Genomic DNA, 12,645 nt, shown 5'->3' on the forward strand with positions numbered 1-12,645 from the left:
ACCTTCACCTGCCGATCACGTCCGGAACACCCGGAGATCTCTCGTGTTCAACAAGGAGAAAGATGCGGTCAGTTCGTACGTTATCGGCGCTGGCGGTGCTGGTGCTGGGCGTCTCGGCGGCGGCGGTCCCCGGCGGCTCGCCGGCGTCGGCGCAGCCCCGGGCCGCGAAGCCGACCACCGCGCCCGCGGTCGCGCCGAAGGCCCGGACGGTCACCCTGCTCACCGGCGACACCGTCCACGTGAGCACGGTCGACGGCCAGACAACGGTCGACGTCGTGCCGGGCAAGGGGCGAGAGCGGATCCCGTTCATCACCCACAGCGCCGGCGAGGACGTGCGGGTCATCCCCGCCGACGCCGTCGGCCTGCTCAACCGGGGCAAGCTGGACCAGCGGCTCTTCGACATCTCGACGCTGGTCGACTTCGGCTACGACGACCGGCGGGCCACCCTGCCGCTGCTCGTGCAGCACAGCGGCACCGCCGCCGGCCTCGCCGGCGCCCGGGTCACCCGGAACCTCGACGGGCTGAGCGCCGTCGCGGAGAACCGCGCCGACGCGGTGTCCTTCTGGAACACCGTCACCTCCGCCGCCGGAGCCGAGCGGCGGCTGCGGGCCGGAGTCGACAAGATCTGGCTCGACGGGCTGCGCCGCCCCAGCCTCGACGTCAGCGTCCCGCTGACCGGGGCGCCGAAGGCCTGGCAGGCCGGGTGGAACGGGGCGGGGGTGAAGGTCGGCGTGATCGACACCGGCGTCGACCAGACCCACCCGGACCTGGCCGACCGGGTCGCCGCCGCGGAGAACTTCACCGCCGACCCGGACGCGGTCGACCGAGTCGGCCACGGCACCCACGTCGCGTCCACCATCGCCGGCACCGCCGCCGCGTCGCAGGGCCGCTACCGGGGCATGGCGCCCGGCGCGACCCTCTACAGCGCCAAGGTCTGCACCATCGAGGGGTGCCCGGAGTCGGCGATCCTGGCCGGCATGACCTGGGCCGCGCAGCAGGGCGTCAAGGTCGCCAACATGAGTCTCGGCGGCACCGACAGCCCGGAGACCGACCCGATCGAGGCGGCGCTCACCGACCTCACCCACCGCTACGGCGTGCTCTTCGTCGTCGCGGCCGGCAACAGCGGCCAGGGTGGCGAGTCCACCATCGACTCGCCGGGCGGCGTGGCCGAGGCCTTGACCGTGGGCGCCGTCACCAAGACGGGCGAGCTGGCCGAGTTCTCCGGACGTGGTCCGCGTACGGGCGACGCCGGCATCAAGCCCGACGTCACCGCGCCCGGCGTCGGCATCCTGGCCGCCCGCAGCTCCGCCTCCGACCTGTGGCCGGACGACGCGAACCCGCAGTACACCAGCATGAACGGCACCTCGATGGCCACGCCGCACGTGGCCGGCGCGGCGGCGATCCTGAGCCAGCAGCACCCGGACTGGACGCCGGAGCGGATCAAGTCCACGCTGATGGCGGCCGCGAAGCCGAGCGCCACGATCGGTGTCTACGAGCAGGGCGCGGGCTTCCTCGACGTCGCCCGGGCGATCGGTCAGACCGTCACGGCCAACCCGGCCAGCGTCGCCTTCGAGCGGACCTCGGCCGCGCAGACGCGCACGGTCACGTACGCGAACAGCGGCTCCTCCCCGGTCACCCTGGCCCTCTCGCTCACGGCCAAGGACGCCGACGGCGCTCCGGCACCGGCCGGCCTGTTCGGCCTCAGCACCTCCTCGGTGACCGTCCCGGCCGGCGGCACGGCCACCGTGACCGTCACCGTGCGGGCCGGCACCGACCTGCCCGACCACTACTTCGGCGGTGAGGTGACCGCCACCGGCGGCGGTACGCAGGTGCAGACCCCGGTCGCCCTGGACATCGCCCGCCGTCAGTTGAACCTCAAGCTCGTCGGGCCCGACGGCGGCGCGCCCCGGCCCGACCAGGGCTGGGTGACCGTGCTGACCGACCTGGACCGGCAGACCCTGCTGGTGCTCGGCGACCCGTCGGCCACCACCTACCGGATCCGCGCGGGCCGCTACCTGGTCCAGACCTACCTGCAGAGCGGCGACCCGAACTTCCCGCAGATCACCTCGCTGGTGCGGCCGACCCTCGACCTGACCCGGGATCAGGCCCTCACCATGGACGCCCGCCTGGCGAAACCGATCGCGGTGTCGGTGCCGAACGCGAAGGCCACGGCGGTCTTCCAGGAGTCCGGCTGGACCATCCGGACCGAGCAGCCGCAGATCTGGGGCAGCAACGACCCGTACGGCGTGCTGATGAACATCCCCTTCGACCACGTGCGCACCGCGCAGATCGGGGCCGGCAAGACCCCCGGCTTCGTCTCGTACGTGCACGGCATGTGGGGCCAGGTGGCCCAGGACGGCAGCCTGCACAACAGCCCGTACGTCTACCGGGTCTACCTGTACGAGCCGGAGAAGATGATGACCGGCTTGACCCGCAAGCTGCGCGCGGGCGACTTCGCCACGGTCCGCTCGCAGATCAGCGCGGATGTGGCCGGCGTGCCCGTGTCGCGGACCGCGGTCGCGCACGCGCCCGGCAACTCACCGGTCTACCGCGACGACCGCGTGATCCCGCCGAGCTTCACCTACGACGTGCCGAGCACGATCACCGAGTACTACAACCAGGACAAGAAGGCAGTGTGGCAGTCGACCTCGGCCCAGCCCAGGTACACCTACTACCAGTCGCCGTGGACCAGCTTCAAGCCCGGGCGCACGTACACGGTGAAGTGGGCCAACGCGGTGGCCGGTCCGGTCTTCCCGGAGCCGAACTTCGGCCAGCAGTACGCCACCCGCTACTGGGGTGACACGATCGGCGGTCCGGGGCCGCTGCACGGCGACGGCGCGGGACACATGGGCTTCCGGCACGTCGTCGGCGGAAGCGTGCAGGTGAACCTCTACCGCAACGGCGTCAAGATCGGCGACGCGAACCAGGCGCCCTGGACGTGGGACGTGCCCGCGGCGAAGGGTGACTACCGGCTGGCCGCGACCTTCCGCAGCGACCCGGCGTTCACCCTGTCGACCGTGGTCGACGCGGAGTGGACCTTCACGTCCGCCCACGTCGCCGACGGAAAGCTGGTCAAGCTGCCGATGACGGCGATCCGGTACACCCCGGAGCTCGACATCGACAACCGCGCTCCGGCGGGCCGGCTGTTCGCGATCCCGGTCTCGCTCGACCGTCAGGTCGGTGCGGAGCCGGGCCGGACCAGGTCCCTGACCGTCGAGGCGTCCTTCGACGACGGCAGGACCTGGCGGAAGCTGCCGGTGCAGCGCACCGGCGAGAAGGCGGTCGCCTGGGTGGACAACCCGTCCGGCAGCGGCTTCGTCTCGCTGCGTGCCGCCGCCACGGACACCGGCGGCAACACGGTCAAGCAGACCGTGATCCGCGCCTACCGGTACTGACGGCGGGCCCGGACGCGGCGCCGACGAGCGCCGCGTCCGGGTCACCGGCGCCCGAGCCGGTCGCGGGGATGGTAGAAGTCGTGGACCCGGTCGACGGCGGCGTCGCGTTCGGTCCCGTCGTCGTGCTCCTCCCCGAGCTCCACGGCGTAGGCGCGCAGCAGGTCGTGCACCCGCCATCGGCCGTCGCCGGGCTCGACCAGCAGGTGGGCCGCGAGTTCGGCGAGCAGGCCGCGGGCGGAACGCACGGACCGGCCGGCCAGGGCGGCCGCCGCCTCCGTGCTCAGCTCCGCATCCGAGTGCAGGGGCAACAGCCGGAAGAGTCGGGCCGCCTCGGGACTCAGCGCCCGGTACGACCAGGAGAAGCTCGCCTCCAGGTCGGCGTGGACGTCCCCGAACCCGGCCAACCGGCCGTCGGCCCCGGTCAGCTCGGCGGCGACGGTCCGCAGGCTGAGCCCGGGCCGTCCGACGCTGCGGGTGGCGACCAGCGCCAGGGCCAGCGGCAACCGGCCGCACCGCGCGATGATCTCGTCAACGGCGGCGGGGTCGGCGGCCGCGTCCCCGAGCCGGCGCGTGAACAGCTCGCGGGCCTCGGTATCGCTCAGCGGCCCGAGGTGCAGCGGATGCGTCCCGTCCCGGCCGGCGACGCCGGTGATCCGGCGGCGGCTGGTGGCGATGACGAGACTGCCGCCGGCGCCGGGTAGCAGGTGCCGGATCTGGTCCCAGTCCCGGCAGTTGTCGAGCAGGACCAGAATCTGGCGCTCCGCCAGGATGGTCCGGTAGAGGCCGGCCTGGGCGGGCAGCTCGGTCGGGATGGCCGTCGGTGCGACCCCGAGGGACCACAGGAAGCCGCGTAAGGCCTCCGCCGGTGTCATCACCGAGTCGCCGGAGTCGAAGCCCCGCAGGTCCGCGTGCAACTGGCCGTCGGGATAGCGGGCGGCCAGCCGGTGCGCCAGGTGCACCGCGAAGGTGGTCTTGCCGACGCCCGGCATGCCGTCGACGACCAGCGCGGTGGGGCGCCGGTCCGCGGCCAGCAGGTTCTGCGCGGCGGCGAGGACGGCGCGCCGGCCGGTGAAGTAGGGGTGGTCGGCGGGTAACTGGGCCGGGGTCTCGACCGGGTCCAGCGGCGACGACTGCCGCGCGACGGCGTGCCGCGGCCCGGAGTCGTCCGGCGGGGTGCGCCCGTCGCGCAGGCTGTCCCGGGCCGCGCGCAGCTCGACACCGGGCTGGATGCCGAGCTCGTCGGCGAGCCGGTGCTCGAACTCGGCGTACACCGCGAGGGCCTCGGCGCGGCGGCCGTCGGCCGCGAGGGCGAGCAGCAGCCGCGCCCGCAGCGCCTCGTCCAGCGGCTCGTGCGCGACGGCGAGCCGGAGCGCGGGCAGCACCGCGTGGACGCGGCCGGACCGCAGGGCGACGTCGGTCGCCGCCCGGACCGCCGCGAACCGCTCGCCGTCGACCGCGACGAACTCCGGATGCACCCGGCCGTCCACGTGCAGCCCCGAGGCGCACCGGTCGCGCCAGAGCCCCAGCGCCTCCCGGTAGAGCTCGACGGCCGCCTCGCCGGAAGCGTCGCCGGCCCGGACGACCAGGTGCCGGAAACGCAGCAGGTCCAGCGCCTCCGGTTCGATCCGCATCCGGTACTCGGCGCCGTCGCGGACGAGCACCGAGCCCTCGGCTCGCGTCGGCAGCCCCGGTTCGAAACGTCTGCGGAGCATCCCGATGTGGCGGTGCACCACGTTGACGGCGCTGGGCGGGGGAGCGGACTCCCAGAGCAGGTCGACGAGTTCGGCGACGCTGACGGCGTCGCCGGCCCGGGCGAGCAGCAACGCCACGATCAGCCGCTGCTGCCGGGTGCCCAGGTCGATCTCGGACCCGCCGCGCCATGCCCGGACCGGGCCGAGGACGGCGAAGGAGAGTGGGTCGGTCATCGTGCCGTGATCCGTCCGGGGCCCAGGTGCCACGTCGCCGAAGCGTGGCAGGGCCCGCGTCGTGACCCGGCCGCGCGTTGCGGCACTGTGAACCACGACTCAGCGCCGGCTCCGCGGCCGGGCCGGTACGGTCCCCGGTCAGGCCGCTTCGAGGCCGGTACGCAGCGCCCGCAGTGCGTAGTGGGTCCGGGACTTCACCGTGCCGATCGGGACTCCCAACCGGCCCGCGACCTCCTGTGGCGACCGCCCGACCAGGTAGACCTCGGAGAGCAGACTGCGCTGTGCCGGGCTCAGCCGGCCGAGCGCATGCCGGATGGCGTGCGACGCCAGGGCGGTGCCGGTGGTGTCGTCGCCGGCGGGAACCCAGCTCATGTCGACGAGATGGACCTCGGTCGGTCGCCCGCGTCGCAGCCGGACGCCGTCGATGACGAGCCGCCGGGCGACGGTGACGAGCCATCGGCGGGCGGCGTCGGGCTCGGTCGGCACCGAGTCGAGGTGCCGCCAGGCCCGCAGCATCGTCTCCTGGAGCAGGTCCTCGGCGGTCTGCCGCTGGCCGTGGGTCAGGACGAGCAGGAGTCGCAGCACGGCACGCGCGTGCTCGGCGTGCAGCGCGGTCAGGCGCTCGGCCGGGTCGGCCGGTGGTTCGTCGGGTGCCTGCGGCACGGCATCTCCCCCCACACGCAGGAGCAACGGTGACTGGGGTAGGAGCCTAGGGACGATCGACGCGAACGGACTGACGCGGAAGTGCGAATCGAGTGCCGTCGCCGTCCGCGATCGGTCACGGACCCGAGGTGACGGCTGCGAGCAGGCCGACCAGCCTCCGGCCGGTGCGGGACTGCCGGTACGGGATGAGCGCCAGCGCCTCCTGCCACGCCCGCACCGCGGCGTCCTGGTCACCGGCGGTGGCGAGGGCGTCGCCGAGCAGTGCCAGCACCTCCGCGGCCGGCGCCGACGCCGAGGCCTCCTGGTAGGCCGAGGCCGCCGCACGCCAACAGTCGATCGTCCGGCCGGACTCGCCCCGGACGGCGTGCACCCGGCCGAGCACCTCCCACGCCTCGGCGACGCCCAGCCGGTACCGCGCCGCCCGCGACAGCGCCATCGCCTGCTCGCCACAGCGCATCGCCTCTTCCGCCCGGCCCAGTGCGGCGTTGCTCCCGCCCAGAATCACCAGGACGTCCGCGAGCAGCTTGTCGTCGCCGGCCGCGCGGGCCGGTCCCAGCGCCGCGGTGAGCGCCCCGACGACGTCCTCGTGCCGCTCCTGGGCCTGCAGGATCATCGCCCGGTTGATCCCGGCCCGGGTCAGCTCGCCGTGCAGGCCGAGCCGGGCGAGCAGTTCGAGGGCCCGGTCGAGGTGCCCGATCGCGGTCTCCTGTTCGCCCCGGAAGTAGGCCGCACCGGCCAGGCTGCGATGCATCCGGGCCTGCCCGACCAGGTCGCCGCCCGTACGGGCGGCTTCGAGGGCCACCTCGCCCGTCGTCGTCCAGTCGGCCCACCGGCCGCTGCGGTCGAAGTAGTGCTGCATGCCCAGGGCGATCTGCCAGGCGTCGGTGTGCCGTCCCTGCCGGGCGGCCCGGCCGACCAGCGCGACCAAGACCTGCCTCTCGGCGTCGAACCAGCGCATGGCGTCGCCGTGGTCGGCGAACCGCAGCGGGGTCTCACCCGGCCCCGGCTCGATCATCGGGTGGTCCTCGGAGGTCAGTAGCCGCCGATGCGCCTGGTAGCAGGTGGCCCGGTAGAACCCCAGGCAACGCAGCTCGGCGGCGGCGCGCTCGGTCGGGCTGTCGTTCTCCTCGCCGAGTTCCCTGGCATAGGCGAGCAGCAGGTCGTGGGTGCGGTAGCGGCCGGGCAGGTCCTCGCTGACGAGGTGCGCTCGGCTCAGCTCGCCGATCAGCGTTCGCGCGGTGCGCAGCTCGACGCCGGCCAGGCCCGCGGCCGCGGCGATCGAGATGTCGGGGCCGGGATGGATCGGCAGCAGCCGGTAGAGCCGGGCGGCCGGGGCGGAGAGCGCCCGGTAGGACCAGGAGAAGACGGCACGCAGGCCGGTCTGCGGGTCGTCGCCGTCGAACCCGTCCAGGTTGCTGGGCGTGTCCGCCAGTTCGGCGGCGATCTGCGCCGGTGGCGTCCGTGGCAGGCCCGCCGCGCGGGCGGCCACCACGGCCAGCGCGAGCGGCAGCCGCCCGCAGCTGGCGATGATGGCGTCGATCGCGGCCGGATCCACCGTGGCGGCGTCGGCGCCGAGCGGTCCGAGCAGCGCCGCGCGGGCCTCGTCCAGACTCGGCAGGCCGACCGGCAACGGGTGGGCTCCGGCGGCGGTCAGCAGGGTGCTGAGCCGGCTGCGGCTGGTGACGATGACCAGACAGTCGGCGTTGCCCGGCAGCAGGTGGCGGATCTGTTCGGCGTCGCGGCAGTTGTCGAGCACGATCAGCAGGCGCCGGCCGGCGAGGCTGCTGCGGTAGATGCCCGCCAGGGCGTGCAACTCGGCGGGAATGCCCTGCTGAGGCACCCCGAGTGAGCCGAGGAAGCCGCGCAGCGCCTCGACCGGGCTCATCGCCGGTTCCCGCCCGTCGTACCCGCGCAGGTCGACGTAGAGCTGCCCGTCCGGGTAGTCGGGGGCGAACTCGTGCGCGAGGTGGACGGCGAGGGCGGTCTTGCCGATCCCGGGCATGCCGTCGATCGCGAGCACCGTCGGTCCACCCGGGCGCGCGACCGCCGCGCGGGCCTGGGCGATGAGCTCGTGTCGGCCGCTGAAGAAGGGCAGGTCCGGGGGCAGCTGCGCGGGTCGGGGGAGCGGTGACGCGGTACGCGTCGGCCCGGTGCGCTGGTGCAGCAGCCGGTCGTACGCCTCCCGCAGCTCCTCGCCCGGGTCGACGCCCAGGTCGTCGGCGAGCCGGCGGCGCACCACCCGGTACGTCTCGACCGCCTCCGCCTGACGGCCGGCGGCGGCGAGCGCCAGCAGCAGCCGGCTCTGCAGCGACTCGTCGAGCGGGTGCTGCTCGGCGGCCTGCCGCAACGGCACCAGCACCGCGCCCAGCCGCCCGCACCGCTCGGCGGCGTCGGCGGCCTGCCGTACCGCCTCGGCGCGTTCGCCCTCGACGGCGAGGAACGCGGGGTGCAGGCGGGAGGCGGGTTCCAGGCCCGCGGCGCACCGGCCCCGCCACAACCGCAGCCCGTCGAGGAAGTGCCGCAACGCCGACTCCGGGTCGCCGTCCTGCAGGCTCCGGGCGGCCCGCCGGGACAACGCCCGGAACTCCAGCAGGTCGAGGGACCGCTCGTCGGCGAGGAGGCGATAACCGGAGAGGTCGCGATGGATGTACCGGCCCGCCGACCGGGTGGGCAGGCCGGGCTCGAACCGGCGCCGCAGCGCGCCGACGTGCCGGTGCACGACGTTGGCGGCGCTGACCGGGGCGTCGGAGTCCCACAGCAGGTCCACCAGCTCGTCCAGGGAGACCGGGGAACCGGCGCGGGCCAGCAGCAGGGCGAGCACCAGGCGTTCCTGACGGGCGCCCAGCCGCAGCTCGACGCCGGCGCGGACGGCCCTGATCGAGCCGAGGACCGCGAAGCTGATCGTCTCGCCCGCCGCCCGCACGCAGGCAACGGTAGCGGGGCCGCCCCGGGGATGGCACGACCGACCGGCACCGCGGTGTTCCGGCGGGACCGACGCGACCGCGATCGGCGAGGGCAACTTTTGCTTGAAAATCCAAAAGTTCAGTTGTATCTATCTGAAGTGATAGTGTCTGCGATCGATCTTTTGTTCGGCGAGATCGATCCGACCGGTCGCGGGAGACAGAGGCACGGCTCCTTCCCGGCCGGCACCCGCCCCGCACAGGAGGAACCATGACCGCACCGAACCGGCGGCGATGGCGTCGCAGATCCCTGCTCGCGGCCACCGCCGCCCTGGCGACCGTGCTCGCCACAGCCCCCGTCACCTCGGCCACGGCCGCACCCGTCGCCGACGTTCCCCCGCAGGAACCGGGCGTCACCCTGCGCTCGTACGACATGGGCGCTCCGCTGTCGGCGCTGTGCACCCTCAAACCCGCGCAGACCCCGAACGTCGACAAGCTCATGCCTCAGGTCAACTGGACCGGCACCGACGAGTTCGGTCTCTCCGACCGGTTCATCAGCCACGTCATCGCCAACCTCGCGGCGCCCGTCGACGGCACGTACGCCTTCCGGCTGACCAGTGACGACGGGTCCCGCCTGACGATCGACGACCAGCGGGTCGTCGACCACGACGGCCTGCACGGCGAGACCGCCAAGGAAGGCTCGGTCACCCTGAGCGCCGGCCTGCACCCCCTGTTCGTCGAGTTCTTCGAGAACGGCGGCGGCCAGGTCCTGCGGCTCGAGTGGCGTCCACCGGGGGCCGACGACTTCACGCTCGTGCCGAACTCCGCGTTGAGCACCGACGCCGGGGTCGTACGCGTCACCGCCCCCGGATGGAAGTACTGCGAGGGAGCGACCGACTCGGCCGGCGACGGCCTGCCACTCGACCGCGTGCACCCGGGCTACACGCTCAGCGACCTGCGCCCCGAAGGCTTCCAGCCGCAGGTCACCGGCATGGCGTTCCGGCCCGACGGCGACCTGGTGCTCTCCACCTGGGGCGGCACCGACAACGCGACCGGCGAGATCTACGTGGTCGAGGGCGCGACCGGACAGACCGGGCCCGAGCAGGTCACCTACGGCAGGTTCGCCGACGGGCTGCGTGAACCGCAGGGCGTCGCGGTGGTCGACGGCACGACCTACGTCAGCCAGAAGCACGAGTTGACGGCCCTGCGCGACACCGACGGTGACGGGGTCGCCGACCACCGCCGCACGGTCGCCACCTGGCCGTGGGGCGGCAACTTCCACGAGTTCGCGTTCGGCCTGCTCTACCGGGACGGCTACTTCCACCTCAACCTGTCGGTGGCCATCAACCAGGGCGGCGCCACCACCGTGCCCCAGCCCGCGCCGAACCGTGGGACGTCGATCAAGGTGAACGCGAAGACCGGCGAGATCACGTACGTCGCCGGCGGGCTGCGCACCCCCAACGGGATCGGCTGGGGTCCGCACGGCGAGGTCCTCGTCACCGACAACCAGGGCGGCTGGCTGCCCGCGTCCAAGCTGGTGCAGATCCGGCAGGGAGCGTTCTACAACCACTACACGACCCCTACCGGCCCGTTCGACGACGAACCGGTGACGCGTCCCATCGTCTGGATCCCGCAGAACGAGATCGGAAACTCGCCGTCCACCCCGGTCCTGCTGAAGCAGGGCCCGTACGCGGGACAGCTGGTCGTCGGCGACGTGACGTACGGCGGCCTGCAACGCGTGTTCCTCGAGAAGATCGAGGGGCAGTACCAGGGTGCGGTGTTCCGGCACACGCAGGGCCTGGAGGCCGGCGTCAACGAGGTCACCCTCGGCCCCGACGGGGCGCTCTACGTCGGCGGCCTGGGCGCCGGCGGCAACTGGGGTCAGGAGGGCAAGCTCAGCTACGGCCTGCAGAAGCTCACGCCCAACGGCGCCTCCGTCTTCGAGGTCAAGCGGATGCGCGCGTCGCACGTCGGGTTCGAGCTGGAGTACACCGAGCCGCTGTCGGCCGAGACCGCGCAGGAGCTCGCCGACGCGTACCAGGTGACGCAGTGGCGCTACGGCGCGACGAGCCAGTACGGCGGCCCCAAGCTCGACCTGGAGACGCTCGCGGTGACCAAGGCCGAGCTGTCGGCCGACCGCCGCACCGTCAAACTGAAGATCCCGGGCCTGAAGGAGAACCGCGTGGTGCACGTACGCTCCCCGCGCCCGTTCTCCTCCGCCGACGGCGAGGAGCTGTGGAACACTGAGGCCTGGTACACGCTCAACGAGATCCCGGGCCGGGTGGTGCAGCCGCAGACCTTCTTCGAGGCCGAGGAGGGCCGCACGGTCGGCGTCGGCATGGCGACCGACCACGCCGCCTACTCGGACGCCGGCTTCGCCGCCGGGTTCGCCGGTGACGGCTCGTCGACCCGCCTGTCGGTCGACGTTCGCCAGGCCGGGACGTACGACCTGGCGATGCGCTACAGCAACGGCCCCAACCCGTACTCGGGCGAGAAGCAACTGAGCCTGTACGTCAACGGCGAACGGGTCGAGCAGACGGTCTTCCCCTCCACCGTGACCTGGGAGGAGTGGGGCACCGTCACCACCACCGTGCCCCTGGACAAGGGCCGCAACGTGGTCGAGTACCGCAAGGAGGCGGCGGACTCCGGGCACGTGAACCTCGACGTGCTCGCCGTCCGGCCGCACGGCGAGCGCATCACCCTGTTCGACGGTGGCGGGCTCACCGAGTGGCAGCACACCGACGGGCGCGAACCCGAGTGGGCGGTCTCCGACGGCGCCATGACGGTGCGCAACGGCGACCTCCGCACGGTGCAGGCCTTCGGCGACTTCCGGTTGCACGTCGAGTTCAACCTGCCGCTGTACCCGCCGGACGTCACCGGCCAGGCGCGCGCCAACAGCGGCGTCTACCTGCAGGACCGCTACGAGATCCAGGTGCTGGACTCGTTCGGCATCGACCCGCCCCAGACCAACGACGCGGCGGCCATCTACACCCAGAAGGCCCCCGACGTGAACGCGGCGCTCCCGCCGGAGACCTGGCAGACGTACGACATCGTCTACCGGCAGGCCCGCTACGACGCGACCGGCAACAAGGTGGAGAACCCGCGCGTCACCGTGGTGTGGAACGGCGTCACGGTGCACGACGATGTCGAGATCCTCGGCCCGACCGGCGGCAGCCGGCCGGAGGGTCCGGCCACGGGCGCGATCCGGCTGCAGGACCACGGCAACCCGGTCCAGTACCGCGACCTCTGGATCGAGCCGCTCGACGGGTAGCGGCACCAGCGGCCAGAACACGGCCGGGCCGGTTCGCCGGCCCGGCCGTCCGTTCGCGCGGTGCCGGGGCACCGCCGCCGGTCAGAGCTGGGACACCTGGTAGTGGCTGATCAGCCAGCGATCCCCGGTCCGGCGGACGACCACACCGAGGTGGACGTTGCGGGCCGGTCGGTCGGTGAAGGCGAACTCGACGGCCAGGTAGCCGAGGACGACGTCGTCGGCGAGGCGCCGGGTCTCCCGGATCTCGTACGCGGCGGTCAACCCGATCGGCTGCGAGTCGTAGTACGCGGCGACACTCTCGGGGCCGACGCTGTACGGGCGCAGCCCCTGGAAGATCGCGTCGTCGGTGAAGCACGACGCGACGCGGTCGGGGTCGTGGGCGTCGACCGCGGACCGCCAGCGGTCGAGGACACCGCGAAGGATCTCGCTGTCGGGGCTGCTCACTGTGGTCTCCTCTGCGCGGGCGGTGGGCAATCGGATCTTCCTCCCCT

General features: G+C 73.2%; 6 protein-coding genes. 2 read left to right on the forward strand and 4 right to left on the reverse strand.

The annotated features are described in order from the left end of the window. Positions 1-62 precede the first annotated feature (62 nt). Positions 63-3,395 carry a S8 family serine peptidase gene (locus GA0070620_RS03645; protein WP_091588560.1) on the forward strand — a complete coding sequence of 1,111 codons (3,333 nt, stop codon included), beginning with the start codon at positions 63-65 and terminating at the stop codon, positions 3,393-3,395. 41 nt (positions 3,396-3,436) lie between these two features. Here GA0070620_RS03645 and GA0070620_RS03650 read toward each other — a convergent pair whose 3' ends face one another. From GA0070620_RS03650 to GA0070620_RS03660, 3 genes are all read right to left on the reverse strand, one after another. Next, entirely contained in the window at positions 3,437-5,320 is a 1,884-nt protein-coding gene (locus GA0070620_RS03650) for an AfsR/SARP family transcriptional regulator (RefSeq protein ID WP_091588561.1), read from the reverse strand. A 138-nt stretch (positions 5,321-5,458) separates the two neighbouring features. Further along, the gene (locus GA0070620_RS03655; protein WP_197677539.1) at positions 5,459-5,983 is read right to left on the reverse strand and encodes a sigma-70 family RNA polymerase sigma factor; all 525 of its coding nucleotides are present in this window, start codon (positions 5,981-5,983) and stop codon (positions 5,459-5,461) included. 115 nt (positions 5,984-6,098) lie between these two features. Further along, positions 6,099-8,906, reverse strand: a complete 2,808-nt coding sequence (locus GA0070620_RS03660; protein WP_157741525.1) for an AfsR/SARP family transcriptional regulator — start codon at positions 8,904-8,906, stop codon at positions 6,099-6,101. 248 nt (positions 8,907-9,154) lie between these two features. On the opposite strand from GA0070620_RS03660, the gene GA0070620_RS03665 reads away from it, so the two are divergent. Beyond that, positions 9,155-12,154, forward strand: a complete 3,000-nt coding sequence (locus tag GA0070620_RS03665; protein ID WP_091588564.1) for a family 16 glycoside hydrolase — start codon at positions 9,155-9,157, stop codon at positions 12,152-12,154. 81 nt (positions 12,155-12,235) lie between these two features. Here GA0070620_RS03665 and GA0070620_RS03670 read toward each other — a convergent pair whose 3' ends face one another. Beyond that, entirely contained in the window at positions 12,236-12,598 is a 363-nt protein-coding gene (locus tag GA0070620_RS03670; RefSeq protein ID WP_091588565.1) for a YybH family protein, read from the reverse strand. Between the last annotated feature and the right edge of the window lie 47 nt (positions 12,599-12,645).

Origin of the sequence: Micromonospora krabiensis (assembly GCF_900091425.1) — a bacterium.
Taxonomy (GTDB): Bacteria; Actinomycetota; Actinomycetes; order Mycobacteriales; family Micromonosporaceae; genus Micromonospora; species Micromonospora krabiensis.